We start from the raw sequence: 17,280 nt of genomic DNA, 5'->3' as shown, positions 1-17,280 counted from the left end.
CAGTCGGTGCAGGTGAAAACATGAAGTACGATATTGGTATCAGCGGCGCGATAATTGTATCAGCGCATAATGGCTATAAGCCGTTTATAGGCTCAGTAGGTATTAAGGGAGAGCGTATCGCAGCAGTAGAAGAAGGACAGTTCGACAAGGCTGACTGCAAGGTTTTTGTGGACGGAACGGGTAAGATTCTGATGCCCGGATTGGTAAACGGCCATTGCCATGGGGATATGACGCTGGCCAGAGGGCTTGGAGATGATCTGACCCTGGCGGAACAGAATGAGAAGTTTGCTGACACTGGCTGGTTTTACACTTTAATTTCCGATGAGGACAGGTACTATTCCAGACAACTTACCTACTGTGAGGCTTTACTTTCAGGCACAACGTTTATCATGGAAAATATGTACTGGGGACTGGGTGAGCGTTCAGTTGAGGCCATGAAGGAAATTGGAATCCGGGGGGCCCTGGCAGAGGATATCCGTGTTGATTTTGCAAAGCCCGATGTATTTATATCTGAGGAATTCCTGAATTCCTATGTGGAGAAATGCAAAGAAAACGGAAGAGTTCCGGTGCTTGGTGGAATTTCCGAAGAGGATTACGATACAGACAGACTGAAGAGAATTCAGGAAGTAGCCCGGAAGCATAACATGATGACGACCTGTCATCTGGCAGAGAACACATGGCGTCGTGATATCGTAGAGAAGAAGTATCAGACCACAGCGATTGATTATTTATACCGGAACGGTTTACTGGATGAGAAAATCATTGGTTCCCATGTGGTTTATGCTACGGATGAAGAAGTAAGACAGCTGGCCGAGACAGATACAAAGGTGGTAAACACACCGTTGTGCGAAATGAAGATAGAGGATGGAATCGCACCGATACCTCAGATGGTACGGGAAGGCGTTACGGTTTGTCTGGGAACAGACGGGGCAATGTGGAACAATTCCAACGATATCTTTCGGGAAATGAAAGGCATGGCGCTCCTGCATAGCATAAACAGCGGAATCCGCAGTCTGAAGAAGACGGATATCCTGGATATGGCAACAATAAACGGGGCAAAATGCTTTGGCATGGAGCAGGATTATGGTACAATTGAAGAGGGAAAGAAAGCAGATTTCATCCTAATTGAAACAAGAATACCACACATGCAGCCCTTGCTGATGGGGGAGAATGAAACCGTAACCTCTACCCTTGTATTTAACACCACAGGGCAGGATGTAACGGACGTCTTCGTGGATGGAAGGCATGTCGTGAGAGACGGGAAACTGCTCACGGCAGATGTTAACTACGTTATAGGAAGAGTGCAGGAAGCTGCAGAAAAAATAGCGAGCGCTCTTTCTAAATAAAAAAACAAAGAAAAGGAAGGAAAAGGTATGAAAAAGAAAGTATTGGCAGTACTGCTTTCAGCAGTGATGGTAATCGGACTTGCAGCATGTGGAGGCAATGGCAATTCTGCTTCCTCCAACACCGCAGACAACGCAGAGGGCGGAAAAGACAAACTGAAAATCGCATTGGTTGTTAACCAGAAATTCGGAGATAAGGCTTCCATGGACGACCTGGCTGCAGGCGCAGATAAGGCGGCAGCAGATTTTGGCGTTGAGATTAAGAAGCTGGAATCCGCAGAGGCATCCAAGTATGAGGAAGATATTCGTGCTATGGCAGATGCAGGTTATGATCTGATTGCTACCACATACGGATATATGCAGGACTCTACAGTACTGGTTTCTCAGGAATATCCGGATACCAAGTTTGCAGCTATTTTCCAGACAATCAATACCGACAGCACAAGCTATAAGAATATCTGGGATACAGAGTTCCACGGCGAGGGCGCTTTCTACATTGGTGGTTACATTGCAGGAAAGCTGACAAAATCGAACGTAGTTGGATTTGTTGTAGGTGCAGAGGAGCCGTCTCCGAACGCAGAGGGCAACGGATTCATGATGGGTGTTAAGGCTGCTAATCCGGATGCAAGAGTTGAGTTCTCTTATGTAAACAGCTACGAGGATCCGGCTACAGCAAAAGAGATTACAAGTGCTATGATCGCTAAGGGCGCAGATGTTATCCAGACAGACTCCGGAGCATCAAATGCAGGTGTTGTAGAGGCTTGTAAGGATGCAGGTATTCTGTGCGCAGGCGAGATCACAGATTACTATGATACCTACGAGGGATTCTATGGTATTGAGGGAATCGGCTTCGGAGATACCATTTATAAGGCAATTGAGATGTTAGTCAATGACGAGTATCCGGGCGGAGAGCATGGTATCCGTGACCTGACAAACGGCGGATACTTCATGGATTGGGATTCCTTCAACAGATTTGCAGAAGCAAATGAGGAGTATAAGGATGTTATGCTCACAGCAATCGATGAGGCTAAGGCTTTAGAGCAGCAGATCGTTGACGGTACACTGGAGATTCCTTACAATACAGCAGTACCGAACTGGGAGACAATTAAAGCAGCAAACTAGTCTGCAGCTGAAATAACAGAGAAACATAGGAGCTGCCTTAAGAGGCAGCTCCTAAATAAAAACAGGAAATTATTGATTGGACATAAAAAGGAGATAAATCATGGAAGAAAAAGTAAACAAGGCATCAGCTCCTAAGGCAGCAAACGAAGGCGTATACCATTTACAGCTGAAACCCAACGATGTTCCTCCGTATGTAATCTTACCGGGCGCACCGGAAAGAACCATGATAATCGCGAAAAACTGGGAGGATGTAAAGGAAGTAGCATCTTACAGAGAATATAAAACAGTAACCGGAAAGTATAAGGGAATGGAAATCGGATGTACCTCTACCGGAATCGGCGGACCCAGCTCTGAGATCTGCCTGCATGAGCTGAATACCCTGGGCGTTCATACCTGTATCCGTGTTGGTACAACAGGATGTATCGTTCCGGAGTTTGACCTGGGCGATCTGATTATCCCGGTAGCCTGTGTCCGCAAAGACGGAACAAGCGCAACCTATGTGGAACCGGAATTCCCGGCATTTGCAAATACTTATGTAGTTATGGCTCTTATGGAAGCCTGTGAACGTCTTGGATTCCGTTATGGACTGGGTCTGGACTATACAGTAGGTTCTTTCTATATCGGACAGGGACGTCCGTTAAACGAGGATGGAAGCGGATACTGGCCGTCCTTCGCAGAGAAAATCCTTCCGGATCTGGCAACTGCAGGCGTAACCAATATTGAGATGGAGACCTCCGGACAGCTGGTAGTTGGTTATCTGCATGGTATGAGAATGGGAGCAATCCTTTCTGTTATCTCTAACCGTGTACTGGATCGCTGGGGCGATAACGGCGGAGAAGAGAAGGCTTGCCTTGCAGCTACAGAGGCTATGAAGATCTTAAAAGAGTGGGATGAGACAGGCGAAGTAAAACTGAGCATCAAGAAAAGAAAATAACTGGCTAAAGAATAGAAGAGGATGGATAGTATGGCAGTAGCAGTTGAAATGTTGAATATATCAAAATTCTATCCCGGTGTAGTAGCAAATGACAATGTTTCTTTAAGTGTCAATGAAGGCGAGATTCTCGGATTGATTGGTGAGAATGGCGCCGGGAAATCTACAATGATGAATATGCTGTACGGGATGACAGAACCGGACTTAGGCGTAATTAAATTATTCGGAAAGGAAGTCCGAATTACATCTCCCAATATGGCGATTAAATTGGGAATAGGAATGGTACATCAGCATTTCATGCTGATGCCGAACTTAAGTGTCCTGCAGAACATTATTCTTGGAAAAACTCCGACAAAAAATGGTCTGATTGATACAAAGACCGCCAAAGAAGAGATTACAAAAATTATGGAGACATACAACCTTCCGGTTAATCTGGATGAGAAGGTGTATCAGCTTTCAGTCGGAGAAAAACAGAGAGTAGAGATTATAAAGGCGCTGTACAGGGAAGCAAAGGTACTGATTCTGGACGAGCCCACCGCCGTTCTGACGCCCCAGGAGACAGATAAGCTTCTGGAGGTATTACGTCAGCTGAAAGAGCAGGGCTGTGCCATTATCTTTATTACCCACAAGCTGCGTGAGGTTATGGCAATTACAGACAAGATTGTTGTCATGAGAAAAGGCGTGGTAACAGGAAGTCTGGCAACAGTAGAGGCAGATACGGATTCCCTGTCAGGCATGATGGTAGGACGAAAGGTAAATCTGGAAATCCCAAGAAATGAATATAATCCCGGAGATGATGTACTGGAAGTACAGAATCTGCACGCTTTAAATCAGCGAGGCCTTCCTGCCTTAAATGGCGTCAGCTTTAAGGTGGCAAGGGGAGAAATTGTTGGTGTTGCAGGCGTAGAGGGGAATGGACAGACAGAGCTGATTGAGGCTATCTCAGGTATGCTGCGTCCGACAGAAGGAAAAATCATTCTTAAGGGTGAAGACGTAACAGAATTTTCCGTAAGAAAGAGACGGGAAGGCGGTATGTCCCATATTCCGGAGGATCGTCTGAAAATGGGAAGCGCTAAGACCTGTACCATACGTGATAATCTGATTTTGAACCGGTATTATCAGAAGCCTTACAGTAATCATGGAATTCTGGATAATAAGAAGCTTCACAATTTCTCGGAAGAGCTGTGTAAGGAGTTTGGAGTAAAGACACCGGATTCTGAGTATAAGATGGGAACTCTCTCCGGTGGTAATATGCAGAAGGTTATCTTTGCGCGTGAGATGGAGGCAGCTCCGGATCTGTTAATTGCAGCACAGCCGACGCGTGGCGTAGATATTGGAGCAATTGAGTCGATCCATCATAGAATTGTAGAAGTACGCGATTCCGGCAGAGGCGTATTATTAGTCAGCGCAGAGCTGGATGAGATTCTTTCTCTGTCCGACCGGATTCTTGTTATGTATGAAGGCGAGATTATGGCAGAATTTAAACGCGGAGAAGCAGACGAAAGAAAAATTGCAGTTTACATGACTGGAGCAAAGAGGCAAGGCGGTGATGACGATGAAGAATAATGAGAACAATAAGATAATAGCAGCGGCAAAGATCGTCGGAAAACAGGTATGCCTGATTGTGATAGCGCTGGCTCTGGCAACGATTTCACTGGCAGTTTCCGGTTATGAGCCCTTTGCGATTGTAAATGGAATTTTTAAAGGTCTGACCTCAGATATTGCGGGAACCGTTCGGTGGGCAACGCCCCTGGTGCTTGCAGGTCTGGCTATCTGTGTAACCTATAAGGCGGAGGTGTTCAACCTCGGTGTAGATGGACAGCTCTACATGGGCGCTGCAGCAGCAACAGCGGTTGCGATGAAAATGCCGGCTTCCATGAACCATGGCGTATCCGTCGTTGTGATTTTTCTCGCGGCTATGGTGGCAGGCGCGTTGTTCGCAATGATTCCGGCAATGATGAAGGTGTATCTGGGAACCAACGTAATCGTGTCCACATTGCTTTTGAATTACATAGCAGAGCTGTTTATTGAATTCCTGGTGGCAGGACCTCTCCGTGACCCCGTATCCGGAACAAACTTAAATGCGAGTGCTGTGTTCCCGGATAATACATGGCTTCCGCGACTTTCTTATTTCGCGCCGTCTTCTGCCAATATAGGAGCATACATCGCGATTGTAGTATTGATTATCCTTGCGTTTATTTTCTTCAAGACTACGTTTGGACATGAGATTAAGATTGTCGGAGCAAATCCGGTTCTTGCAGAATACTCCGGTATGAAACCGAAAAAAACCCTGATTCAGGTTATGGCGATGAGTGGAGCCATCGCAGGTATCATTGGCGCAATTGAAGTTACAGCGGTACAGCACAGATTGCTGGCAGGCTTTAACCCGGGTTTTGGTTTCGACGGAATCGTTGTATCACTGCTTGCGAACAACAATCCGGTTGGAGTACTTTTCTCAGGTATTTTCTTTGGAGCATTAAAGAACGGCGGTATCAATATGGAGCGTCTTACCGAGGTTCCTTCCGCTATGACAGAAATTGTAATGGCGCTTATCTTTATTACAATCAGTGCAAAGTTTGTACTGCCGAAGTTTAAGATCAAAAAGGCAGAAAAGAAGCCGTCAAGTGAAGGAGGAAACTAGGATGAATTTAGCAATTGTTTCAGATACATTAGCATCCATGATACGTATCGCTACGCCTCTTATGCTGATGGCACTTGGTGGACTTTTATGTGACCGGGCAGGCGTTTTCAACATTGCCCTTGAGGGCTTTGCCCTGATAGGCTCATTTGCGGCGATTGCGGTAGTACAGTTTACAGGCGGCAGCGTATGGGCAGGATTGTTAGGAGCTATGATAATCGGAGCTCTCTACAGCGCGCTGTATGGCGTATTTGTTGTCAAATTCAATGCAAACCATATTATAGCCAGTATCGCGATGAACACGTTGGGAACCGGTCTGACAGCATTCCTTTTACGTGCGATTTTCGGAGTACAGGGTGCATATAGTCCGGACCAGATTCATAAGCTGAACATGATTCAGATTCCGGTTATTAAGAATATCCCGATTTTAAGCTGTCTGAGCGGACAGAGCATAGTAACTTATCTGACCATTGTTCTTGTGATTGTATTCTATATTGTATTGTTCAAAACGAAAATGGGACTTTCCATTCGTGCAGTAGGAGAATCAGAAGAGGGAGCTAAGACAGCAGGAATCAGACCGGCTGTAGTGAAATGGCAGGTAATCCTGATTTCCGGCGCGTTGTGCGGATTGGCAGGGGCATACCTTTCCACCGTTTCTGTTTCACAGTTTTCTGAGAATATGATTCAGGGACGCGGATTTATGGCGTACACCGCATTTGTATTCGGTGGTTCGCATCCGGTATTTGCTTCACTGGTATCCCTTCTGTTTGGTTTAACCGATGCGATTGGAATCCGTGTGGAACTGATGGGACTGAAGGTTTCACCTTCTATTATCTCCATGTTCCCGTATATCTTTGCAATTATTGCTCTGGCAATCAGTTCCTATATGGCAAAGCTGAGAATGCAGGGAGTTATTGGTAATAAGAAGAAAAAGGAGAAAGTAGCATGAACGAACAGTTAGCAGTAAGTGCAATCAGGATTTTATCGGCAGATGCGGTACAGAAGGCCAACTCTGGACATCCCGGACTGCCTCTGGGTGCTGCACCTATCGCATATGAGCTTTGGGCTCATCATATGAATCATAATCCGAAGGATCCCCAGTGGATGAACCGGGATCGATTTATTCTGTCAGCAGGCCATGGATCCTCCCTTCTGTATTCCCTGCTTCACTTATTCGGATATGGTGATTTGGGGATTGACGATCTGAAGAATTTCCGTCAGATGGATTCCCTGACTCCCGGACATCCGGAGTACAGACATACAGTAGGAGTAGAAGCGACCACAGGGCCGCTGGGCGCAGGCCTGGGAATGGCTGTAGGAATGGCTATGGCTGAGAAGCATATGGCTGCAAAATACAACCGAGAAGGATATCCGGTATTTGATCATTATACGTATGCTCTGTGTGGAGACGGCTGTCTGATGGAAGGAATTTCTTCCGAGGTTATGTCTCTGGCAGGAACCAACAAGCTGGATAAACTGATTGTCCTTTACGATTCCAACTCTATCACCATCGAGGGAAATACGGACATTGCGTTTACAGAGGATGTTTCTAAACGTTTTGAGGCTTTCGGATTCCAGGTGTTGTCTGTAGAAGATGGAAATGATCCGGCGGCAATCGGAGCGGCAATTGAGCAGGCCAAAGCAGAAAAGGAAAAGCCGTCCTTTATCAAGATTACAACAAAAATCGGTCATGGAGTTCCTGCAAAGGAAGGTAAGGCCAGCGCTCATGGAGAGCCTCTGGGCGAGGAAAATGTAAAGATTTTACGGGAGAATCTGAACTGGCCGCTTGAGGAAGCATTTGCGGTGCCGGAAGAGGTATATGCCCATTACCGTATGTTAGCTGAAGAAGGCGCAAAAAAGGAAGCGGCATGGCAGGAAATGTTTGACGAGTACTGCAAGCGTTATCCGGAACTGAAAAGCGCGCTGGATCAGGCATATGACGAGAATGGCGCGGATAAACTGCTGGACGATGAGGCGTTCTGGGAGAAGAGCGGTAAGGCAGAGGCAACCAGAAGCATTTCCGGAAAGGTGATTAACTATGTGAAAGACAGTCTGCCGAACCTGATTGGCGGTTCTGCAGATCTGGGTCCGTCCAATAAGACTGTTATGAATGGAGAGGAAAGCTTCTCCCCGGAGCATCCGGAAGGAAGAAATATCCATTACGGCGTAAGAGAAATTGGAATGACTGCAATTGCAAACGGATTGCTCCTGCATGGTGGACTGCGTACCTATGCGGCAACATTCTTTGTATTTGTAGATTATATGAAGCCTATGCTCCGTCTGTCTTCTCTTATGGGACTGCCGATGATTTCTGTGTTGACTCATGACAGCATTGGTGTTGGAGAAGATGGTCCGACCCATGAGCCGGTAGAGCAGCTTACTATGCTTCGGGCAATGCCGAATATGCATGTATTCCGTCCTGCAGATGAGACAGAGACAAAAGCAGCATGGGCAAGCGCATTAACTGCGAAGCGGACACCTACCTGCCTGGTTCTTTCCAGACAGAATCTGCCTGTACTGGAGCATACCGGTAAGGAGGCTTTAAAGGGCGGTTATGTCCTGAGAAAAGAAACAAAGGATACAGCAGATCTGATTATCATTGCGACCGGTTCTGAGGTTGCAGTGGCGTTAGAGACAGCTGAAATGTTAGAGAAAGAGAATATCTCTGCCAGAGTAGTAAGTATGCCCTGTATGGATTTGTTCGCGGAGCAGGATGAAGCATATCGGGAATCTGTACTTCCGAAGTCCGTGACAAAGAGAGCAGTTATTGAGGCAGGAAGCAGCATGTCATGGGGACGCTATGTAGGTACGGAAGGATGCTATATTACGATGGACGGATTTGGCGCATCTGCACCGGCTGCACAGCTCTTTGAAAAATTTGGCTTTACTGCAGAGCAGGCAGTAGAGCGCATTAAAAAAGAACTCTTTTAAGAAAAAAGGGTACGTGCGGAGAGGGAGATCTATTGAGCAAAAAGGATGAGAGATTAAATAACTTAATAGAAATATTAAAAAGGCAAAAAGGTGTCCCTATCAAAGAGCTGGCATTGCTGCTGAATGTATCAGAGATGACTATTCGCAGAGATCTGGATACTCTTAAGGCAAACAACATTGTGTTGGACATACCGGGAGCTGCTGTTTTAAATGTGAGTCATGACTATATGGGAGGAGATGACAGCTATCAGCTTACCCAGGCAATCCAATCCCATATTGATGAAAAGGAACGCATTGGAAGATATGCAGCCTCCCTGATCCACCAGGATGATTGTGTGATTATTGATAACGGATCTACGGTAGAGCATCTGGCAGCCAATATTGATAAAAAGACAAGGATGACTGTTTTCACATGTAACCTGAATATTTTAAATATGATATGCAGTAATCCTAATATTTCTATTATTTTTGGTGGAGGCTATTATCATCCGGATACCACTCTATTTGAATCGCCGGAGAATATTATGCTGATCAAAAACGTCAGGGCAACAAAGGTGTTTGCTACGGCGGCGGGAGTGCATGATAAAATGGGAATCACCTGTATGAATAATTATGAGCTGGAAGTAAAGCAAACGATTATTCAGTCAGGAGCAGAAAAAATTCTGCTTGTCGATTCCAGTAAATTCGGAAAAATAGAACCTTGTTTTCTGACGGATATTGATATATTTGACAGAGTTATTACGGATAAGAAGCTTTCAAGGGAATGGGTTCAGTGGATTCGGGAAAAAGGGATTCAGTTGGATCTGGTATAAACGGCTCGAAACGGGAAAGGGGCTGTCGCATAAAGCGGCAGCCTCTTTTTTTGGCCAGGAAATCAGTTTTAGAATCATGGCTTTATTTCATTTTTTCAAGAATCAGATCAACTACCGCTTCGGACGCGTGGCCGTCGTCATAAAAGCCCAGCATATCGCAGAAATCCTTACATTTTTTCTGATAATCCCTCTCATCGAAATGCTCAATCTGCTCCATCAGCTGCCCGTTGGTGAGGGCCAGGGTAAAGGGCAGATCCTCCAGCTGAAAATAATAGTCTTTGGTGCGCTTCATTTCCTCGTAGTCCTCGGCGTAGAGGAAGCCGGGCTTCCCGATCATGGGAAAATCAAAGGCGCAGCCGGAGTAATCGCTGATGATGATATCGGAGGCTACCAGGAGCTCCTGCATATTCTCATAGGGACTGGCGTTCAGAATGCGGTCCGTGTAGGTCAGAGGGTAATCCTTGTAGCTGACGTTGGGATGCATCCGCACCAGGACGGCCCAGGATCCGCCGAAGCGCTTCTCAAGGGCGCTCAGAAGCTGGTTGTAATCCAGGTTGTACATATCGGTCTTGCGGCTGTCCCGGTAGGTGGGGGCGTAGAGCGCCAGCTTTGTGCCCTCGGGCAGGCCAAAATGCTGATGTACCTTTCGGATATAGAGAGCCGGATCCTCAAAATAAATATCATTTTTCGGAATGCCTTTTTCCAGAATCGGCCCGTCGTACCAGAAGGCTTCCCGGTAGGATACGCTTTCCCAGCGGCAGCAGGCCAGAAGGAGATCCATATTTTGGGAATCGATTTTCGCGTAAGTCACATACTCTTTAGAAAGGGCGTCCTCGCAGTCCTTTTCCACTTTTTTAAGTCCTAATCCGCCGTGCCAGGTCTGAATGTAGAACTGGCCGGGACGCTTTTTGAAATAATAGAGCTTTCGGGTATCGTCGACCCAGGTTCCGGCCGTAGCCATATGCCAGGCAAAGGCAATGGTATTGGGGCGGACAGGCCGGATGCCCTCCGGCAGGTCATAGTCGGAGGCGGAAACCCAATAGAGCTTCCAGTGGAGCTTCCGGCGCAGAAATTCCTGGGCGATAAACTTGGGATTATCGCCGTAGCCGCCGCCGTTGAAGTTGCTGAAGACCACCTTCCGGCGATCCAGCGGAGCATGAATAAAAAGATTCCAGCAGATTTTCATCATCAGCCGGTGTGCCCGCAGGTAAAGGGGCAGAAGCAGTTTCTTTATCACAATTGACACCATCCTGTATGCTTTAAATGAAGTTTCTCCTTATTCTAACATTACTTTGACGGATTGTGAAGCAAAATTGGATTTGCAAATTGGAAGAAAATAGGTTATAATATCTCGAACGTTCAATCCGCCATCTATCAGGCGGGATTCCCAAGGAAAAAGAATGCAGAAGCTTGCATATTTAAATGACAGACATAGAGATACGGCAAAAAATGAGGAGGACAGGGAATGACCAGAGAACAATATGAATCATTGCCGCTGGCACAGCTGAAGGCGATCGCCAAAACCAGAGGAATGAAGGGAACTTCTACGCTGAAAAAAGGCGAGCTGATTACGCTGATGCTGGAGAAGGACGAGGAGGTAAGCCGCCAGGAGCAGATTGCCCAGGCAGAGCGGATACAGAAGGAGAGACAGGAGCGCTATGAGCAGCGCCAGGAACAGCGGGCGGAGCGCGCCGAGCGGACCGAACGGACAGAGCGGGCCGAGAGAACCGAGCGTCCGAACCGTTATGTGAGAACCGAACGTCTCTCTTATGAACGGAACGGGAGCGGACAGGCACAGACAGCCCCCCAGCCCCAGCAGGAGCAGCCGACGAATCTGGACAGCGGACAGGTGGCCAACGGCATTCTGGAGGTACTGGTAGACGGTTACGGCTTTATCCGGAGCGATAATTATCTGCCCGGTGAAAATGATATTTACATCAACCCGGCCCTGATTCGCAGATATAATCTGAAAACCGGAGATATTCTCTGCGGGAATATAAAGGTAAGATCTCAGACGGAAAAATTCGCGGCACTGCTGTACCTGAAGACGGTGAACGGCCTGCGTCCCGAGGAGGCGGCCCGGAGACGGAATTTTGAGGATCTGACGCCGATTTTCCCCAACCAGCGGATTCATCTGGAGCGCCCTGGCGGAAGCACCGCCATGCGGATTGTGGATCTGATTTCTCCCATCGGAAAGGGACAGAGAGGTATGATCGTGTCCCCGCCGAAGGCAGGTAAAACGACGCTTCTGAAGGATGTGGCCAAGTCTGTGACCCGGAACCATCCGGATATGCAGCTTCTGATCCTGCTGATCGACGAGCGTCCCGAGGAGGTTACAGATATTAAGGAGGCCATTGAGGGTCCCAATGTGGAGGTCATCCATTCCACCTTCGACGAACTGCCGGAGCATCATAAGCGGGTGGCGGAGATGGTGATCGAGCGGGCTAAGCGTCTGGTGGAAAACGGCAAGGACGTAGTGATTCTGCTGGACAGCATTACCCGTCTGGCCCGGGCCTACAACCTGACGGTTCCGCCCAGCGGCCGTACCCTGTCCGGCGGTCTGGATCCGGCGGCCCTCCATATGCCCAAGCGGTTCTTTGGCGCAGCCCGCAATATGCGCGAGGGCGGCAGCCTGACCATTCTGGCCACAGCCCTGGTGGAGACCGGAAGCAAGATGGACGATGTGATTTACGAGGAGTTTAAGGGAACCGGCAACATGGAGCTGGTACTGAACCGGAAGCTGCAGGAGAAGCGTGTATTCCCGGCCATCGATATTCCCAAATCCGGAACCAGAAGAGAGGATCTGTTGCTGACGGAGGAGGAGCTGGAGGCTATGGATATTATCCGCAAAGGTCTGAACGGCCTGAAGCCGGAGGAAGCGGTGGAAAATATCCTGAATATGTTCGCCCACACCAAGAACAACGCGGAATTTGTGCAGACCGTCAAGAAGAACAAATTTATCTAAAAATGTGTACCGGAAAAAGAACAACATTTTTTCAAAACCCCCTCTTGACTTTTGAAAAAAGAGGACTATAATGCAGCCATACTGTTTCATAAGTCAAATGCAATGAACAGGACACGGATTTTTTTGGAATGCTTTTCAGAGAGTCCCCGGCTGGTGCGAGGGGACAGGCAGAGAAAAGATTCATCCCCTGCAAGCAGTTCAGATGAAAATGTTACAAAAAGTAGTCGGAACCGGAAGCCCGCCGTTATCGGGGCACATGTTCAATCGGGAAGCAGCCGGAACACAAAAGAGACCGGACAGACTCGAGGACGTGACAGAGTGGTTGGTAGCGATCGAACCAACAAGAGAAGTGGTAACGCGGAGCATTTTAAAGCCTTCGTCTTCTTCAGAGAAATCTGAGAAGACGAGGGCTTTTTTGATCATGAGACAGGCGAAACCAAAGACGTAAATACAAAAGACATCGAGGAGGAGTAACATTATGAATACGCTTGTTATCGTAGTAATCGCAGCAGTATGCCTGCTGGCCGGCTACACCTTATATGGCCGCTGGCTGGCGAATAAATGGGGCATTGACCCGAAGGCCAAGACCCCGGCAGTGACCAAAGAGGATGGCCAGGATTACGTACCGACCAGCGGCTGGGTCGTATTTGCCCATCAGTTTTCATCCATCGCGGGCGCAGGCCCTGTGACCGGAGCCATTCAGGCAGCAGCCTTTGGCTGGCTTCCGGTATTACTCTGGATTCTCATCGGCGGCATTTTCTTCGGAGCCGTTACGGACTTTGGAGCGCTGTATGCCAGTGTCAAGAATGAAGGAAAGTCCATGGGACTGCTGATTGAGAAATATATCGGCAAAACCGGACGGAAGCTGTTCCTGCTGTTCTGCTGGCTGTTTACCCTGATTGTTATCGCAGCCTTCGCCGACATGGTAGCCGGAACCTTCAACGCCTATACGGTTACAGAGGAGGGCACAACCGTACTTGCAGAGCTTGCAAATGTAAATGGCGCAGCCGGAAGCATTTCTCTGTTCTTCATGGGCTTTGCGGTAGTCTTCGGACTGCTTCAGAAGAAGTTTAAGCTGGATGGCTGGAAAGAGGTTGTACTGGGTCTTCTGTTCACCTTCGCAGCCCTGGCGCTCGGCATGAATCTGCCGCTGGTGGCAGGCAAGAGCGCATGGCTGTATGTAACCTTTGCTTATATTTTCCTTGCGTCAGTATTGCCCATGTGGCTGATGAAGCAGCCCCGTGACTATATGACCACCTTCATGTTCGTGGGCATGATTCTCGGCGCGGTAGCCGGACTTCTGGCAGCGCATCCGAACATGAACCTGCCGGTCTACACCGGTTTCCGGAATGAGAAGATGGGAAATCTGTTCCCGATCCTGTTCGTTACCGTAGCCTGCGGCGCGGTATCCGGTTTCCACAGCCTGGTATCCTCCGGAACCTCGTCCAAGACCATTGAAAATGAGAAGGATATGGTAAAGGTTGGTTACGGCGCCATGGTTCTGGAAAGTCTTCTGGCAGTCCTGGCCCTCTGCGTGGCAGGCGCTGCAGCCTCTGCGGACGGAACCGCAGCAGTGGGAACTCCGTTCCAGATTTTCTCCAACGGCGTAGCCGGATTTCTGGAAATGTTTGGTTTGCCGGTCTATGTCGCCCGATGCTTCATGACCATGTGCGTATCCGCCCTGGCGCTCACCAGCCTGGACGCTGTAGCCCGTATTGGACGTATGTCCTTCCAGGAGCTGTTCAGCGTAGACGATATGGAGCATGCGGAAGGCTGGAGAAAGCTGCTCTGCAATAAATATTTCTCCACCGTGGTTACCCTGCTGCTCGGCTACATCCTGACCCAGATAGGTTATGCCAATATCTGGCCGCTGTTCGGAAGCGCAAACCAGCTCTTAAGTGCTCTGGTGCTGATTACCCTCTGTGTCTTCCTGAAGGTAACCGGCCGTGAGAACCGTACCCTGTTCCCGCCTCTTATCGTGATGCTTTGTGTAACCTTTACTGCGCTGGTGCAGAGAGCTATCGCCATGGTAAAGGCATTTTCCGCCGGAACCGGTGTGTTTATGGTAGAGGGACTGCAGCTTGTACTGGCGGTTCTGCTGATGCTGTTGGGCGTGATCATCGTGTATACATCCGGCAAGGAGCTTTTTAAGAAGAAAAAAGGCACCGAGGCAGTTTAAAAAGCTGATTTTGTGCTTGTAATCCGGTCTGCGTTGTGCTATAATCTAAAAGCTGTTATAGATGCAGCTCAACTGCAGGGACTTGCAGGGATAGCCCGGGATAGCTTGCTGCGGAAACATCGGAACAGCATTGGCCGGGAAACAGAAACCAGAAGTTCACAAAATAATATTGAAGAGGTGAAAATCATGAAGGAAGGAATCCATCCGGAGTATTATCAGGCAACCGTAACCTGCAACTGCGGCAACACATTCGTAACAGGTTCTACAAAGAAGGACATTCACGTGGAGATCTGCTCCAAGTGCCATTCATTCTACACAGGACAGCAGAAGGCAGCAGCAGCTCGCGGACGTATTGATAAATTCAATCGTAAGTACGGCATCACAAAATAATAAGCAACGTGAGTACGGGGTGAGGTTGGACAATCTCACCCCGTTTTGCATACAATAAGAACGCTTAGAGTATGGAGGAAAAGTACGCGTATGAGTACGGCAAAATATTCAGGAATCGGCGGACAGGCGGTTCTGGAGGGCATCATGATGAAAAATCAGGATGTCTATTCCATCGGTGTGCGCAAGCCCGACGGAGAGATTGAAGTACACTTAAGCACCTATGAGGGAATCGGCAATAAAAAGCTGAAGAAGCTTCCGGTTGTGCGGGGCGTCATAAGCTTTGTGGATTCGCTGGTGCTGGGCATGAAGTGCCTGACCTTTTCCGCAAGCTTCTACGATGAGGAAGAGGCGCAGCCGTCCAAGGCGGATCTGATGGTAGACAAGCTGTTTGGAGAAAAGGCAGAGAAGGTGGTCATGGGAGTGACCGTGGCTTTTTCCATTGTTATGGCAGTGGCGATTTTCATGGTGCTGCCCTATTTCGCGGCGGCGCTGCTTCGCAAGGTCATTGTGTCGGATACGATTCTGGCGCTGATAGAGGGAGCCATCCGCCTGTTGCTTTTCATCGGATATATCCTGCTGATCTCCCGTATGAAGGATATTCAGCGGGTGTTCCAGTATCATGGCGCGGAGCATAAGTGCATCAATTGCGTAGAGCACGGCCTGGAGCTGAATGTGGAGAATGTCCGGAACAGCTCCAAGGAGCATAAGCGCTGCGGAACCAGCTTTATGCTGATCGTTATGATTGTCAGCATCATTTTCTTCATCTTTATCCGGGTGGAATCTCCGATTCTCAGGGTTGTATTCCGGATTGCGCTGGTGCCGGTGATCGCAGGCGTATCCTATGAGTTTATCCGTCTGGCCGGAAGAAGCGAGAATAAGCTGGTCCTGGCCTTAAGCCGTCCCGGTATGTGGATGCAGGGACTGACCACCAAGGAGCCGGAGGACGATATGATCGAGGTGGCTATCGCTGCTGTGGAGGCTGTCTTTGACTGGAGAGCATGGCAGGGCAGAGAACCCCTGGAGACCGAGGCTGAGGTGCTAGACGAGGGCGAGGAAGCCCAGAGACAGGCCGGTGACCTGGAGGAGATTCTGGAAGAGGACGCGGAGGAAAAGGCATGACGCTCCGGGAGGCCTGGATATTTGGCAAGGAGAGATTAACCGGCGCGAATGTGCCGGAGGCAGACCTGGACGCCTGGTATCTCCTGGAATGGTGTACGGGCGTGAGCCGAAGCCACTATCTGGCATACCCGGAGGAAGCGATTTCCCCGGAGCAGGAAGAGCAGTATCGGGAGGCCCTTGTCCGGCGGGCGCAGCGGATTCCCCTGCAGCAGATTACCGGGGAGCAGGAATTTATGGGGCTTTCCTTTCTGGTCAATGAGCACGTGCTGATTCCCAGACAGGATACGGAGATCCTGGTGGAGGAGACGGCAAAGTTCCTGCAGGATGGGATGCGGTATCTGGATCTGTGTACCGGATCCGGTTGTATTCTGCTGAGTCTGAAGACCCTGCGGCCCGGCGCGGAGGGCGAGGGAGCGGATCTGTCCCCGGAAGCCCTGAAGGTAGCCGGAAAGAACCGGGAGCGCCTGGGACTGGAGGTCAGACTGACAGAAAGTGATTTATTTGACAAGATAGAGGGCACCTTTGATGTGATCGTGTCCAATCCCCCTTATATCAAAAGGGAGGAGATCGAAAGCCTGATGGACGAGGTGCGGCTTCACGAGCCCTATATGGCCCTGGACGGCCATGAGGACGGCCTGTATTTTTACCGGAGAATCGTGGAGGAAGCGCCGGGATACCTGAGAAAGGGCGGCGGCCTGTTCCTGGAAATCGGCTGGGATCAGGGAGAGAGCGTGTCGGAGCTTCTGCGGCAGCAGGGCTTTTCGGACGTAAAGGTAGTAAAGGACCTGGCGGGACTTGACCGGGTCGTAGAAGGATATTACAGATAGAGAGTTTTAATGGAGGAATGAGC

General features: G+C 48.9%; 14 protein-coding genes and 1 other annotated feature. Of the genes, 13 read left to right on the top strand and 1 reads right to left on the bottom strand.

Annotation, left to right across the window (positions count from 1 at the left end):
• The first annotated feature begins 20 nt into the window (after window positions 1-20).
• The 8 genes from ACTNCH_RS02435 (at window position 21) to ACTNCH_RS02400 (ending at window position 9,777) form a co-directional block, all read left to right on the top strand.
• The gene (locus tag ACTNCH_RS02435; protein WP_441015103.1) at window positions 21-1,346 is read left to right on the top strand and encodes an amidohydrolase family protein; all 1,326 of its coding nucleotides are present in this window, start codon (window positions 21-23) and stop codon (window positions 1,344-1,346) included.
• Between the two features lie 27 nt (window positions 1,347-1,373).
• A complete protein-coding gene (locus ACTNCH_RS02430) occupies window positions 1,374-2,465 on the top strand; it encodes a BMP family ABC transporter substrate-binding protein (RefSeq protein ID WP_441015105.1) in 1,092 nt (363 codons plus the stop codon).
• 100 nt (window positions 2,466-2,565) lie between these two features.
• On the top strand, window positions 2,566-3,399 hold the full coding sequence (locus ACTNCH_RS02425; protein ID WP_441015107.1) for a nucleoside phosphorylase: 834 nt from the start codon (window positions 2,566-2,568) through the stop codon (window positions 3,397-3,399).
• Window positions 3,400-3,429: 30 nt separating this feature from the next.
• Entirely contained in the window at window positions 3,430-4,962 is a 1,533-nt protein-coding gene (locus tag ACTNCH_RS02420; RefSeq protein WP_441015109.1) for an ABC transporter ATP-binding protein, read from the top strand.
• Window positions 4,946-6,037 (top strand): ABC transporter permease, encoded by a 1,092-nt coding sequence (locus ACTNCH_RS02415; RefSeq protein ID WP_441015111.1) that lies wholly within the window; start codon window positions 4,946-4,948, stop codon window positions 6,035-6,037. Before ACTNCH_RS02420 ends, ACTNCH_RS02415 begins: the two co-directional genes overlap by 17 nt.
• A gap of 1 nt (window position 6,038) precedes the next feature.
• Window positions 6,039-6,983, top strand: a complete 945-nt coding sequence (locus tag ACTNCH_RS02410) for an ABC transporter permease (RefSeq protein ID WP_441015113.1) — start codon at window positions 6,039-6,041, stop codon at window positions 6,981-6,983.
• On the top strand, window positions 6,980-8,965 hold the full coding sequence (tkt, locus tag ACTNCH_RS02405) for a transketolase (RefSeq protein WP_441015115.1): 1,986 nt from the start codon (window positions 6,980-6,982) through the stop codon (window positions 8,963-8,965). Before ACTNCH_RS02410 ends, tkt begins: the two co-directional genes overlap by 4 nt.
• 32 nt (window positions 8,966-8,997) lie before the next feature.
• Window positions 8,998-9,777 carry a DeoR/GlpR family DNA-binding transcription regulator gene (locus tag ACTNCH_RS02400; protein ID WP_441015117.1) on the top strand — a complete coding sequence of 260 codons (780 nt, stop codon included), beginning with the start codon at window positions 8,998-9,000 and terminating at the stop codon, window positions 9,775-9,777.
• 82 nt (window positions 9,778-9,859) lie between these two features.
• Here the strand turns inward: ACTNCH_RS02400 and ACTNCH_RS02395 are convergent, their stop codons facing one another.
• Window positions 9,860-11,014, bottom strand: coding sequence for a CDP-glycerol glycerophosphotransferase family protein (locus ACTNCH_RS02395; RefSeq protein ID WP_441015119.1), 1,155 nt, complete (start codon window positions 11,012-11,014; stop codon window positions 9,860-9,862).
• A gap of 228 nt (window positions 11,015-11,242) precedes the next feature.
• Here ACTNCH_RS02395 and rho point away from each other — a divergent pair, with 228 nt between their 5' ends.
• From rho to prmC, 5 genes are all read left to right on the top strand, one after another.
• A complete protein-coding gene (gene rho, locus ACTNCH_RS02390) occupies window positions 11,243-12,742 on the top strand; it encodes a transcription termination factor Rho (protein ID WP_441015121.1) in 1,500 nt (499 codons plus the stop codon).
• 93 nt (window positions 12,743-12,835) lie between these two features.
• Window positions 12,836-13,129 (top strand) — a binding site (T-box leader).
• Between the two features lie 91 nt (window positions 13,130-13,220).
• The gene (locus ACTNCH_RS02385) at window positions 13,221-14,921 is read left to right on the top strand and encodes a carbon starvation CstA family protein (protein ID WP_441015123.1); all 1,701 of its coding nucleotides are present in this window, start codon (window positions 13,221-13,223) and stop codon (window positions 14,919-14,921) included.
• 186 nt (window positions 14,922-15,107) lie between these two features.
• Window positions 15,108-15,311, top strand: coding sequence for a 50S ribosomal protein L31 (rpmE, locus tag ACTNCH_RS02380; protein WP_178038777.1), 204 nt, complete (start codon window positions 15,108-15,110; stop codon window positions 15,309-15,311).
• Window positions 15,312-15,401: 90 nt separating this feature from the next.
• Window positions 15,402-16,430 carry a DUF1385 domain-containing protein gene (locus ACTNCH_RS02375; protein ID WP_441015126.1) on the top strand — a complete coding sequence of 343 codons (1,029 nt, stop codon included), beginning with the start codon at window positions 15,402-15,404 and terminating at the stop codon, window positions 16,428-16,430.
• Window positions 16,427-17,257 carry a peptide chain release factor N(5)-glutamine methyltransferase gene (gene prmC, locus ACTNCH_RS02370; RefSeq protein WP_441015128.1) on the top strand — a complete coding sequence of 277 codons (831 nt, stop codon included), beginning with the start codon at window positions 16,427-16,429 and terminating at the stop codon, window positions 17,255-17,257. Before ACTNCH_RS02375 ends, prmC begins: the two co-directional genes overlap by 4 nt.
• Window positions 17,258-17,280: the final 23 nt, after the last annotated feature.

Source organism: Candidatus Merdisoma sp. HCP28S3_D10, assembly GCF_052065835.1.
Taxonomy (GTDB): domain Bacteria; phylum Bacillota; class Clostridia; order Lachnospirales; family Lachnospiraceae; genus Laedolimicola.
The sequence above is the reverse complement of the archived record's forward strand: the minus strand, read 5'-3'. Positions and strand labels throughout refer to the sequence as shown.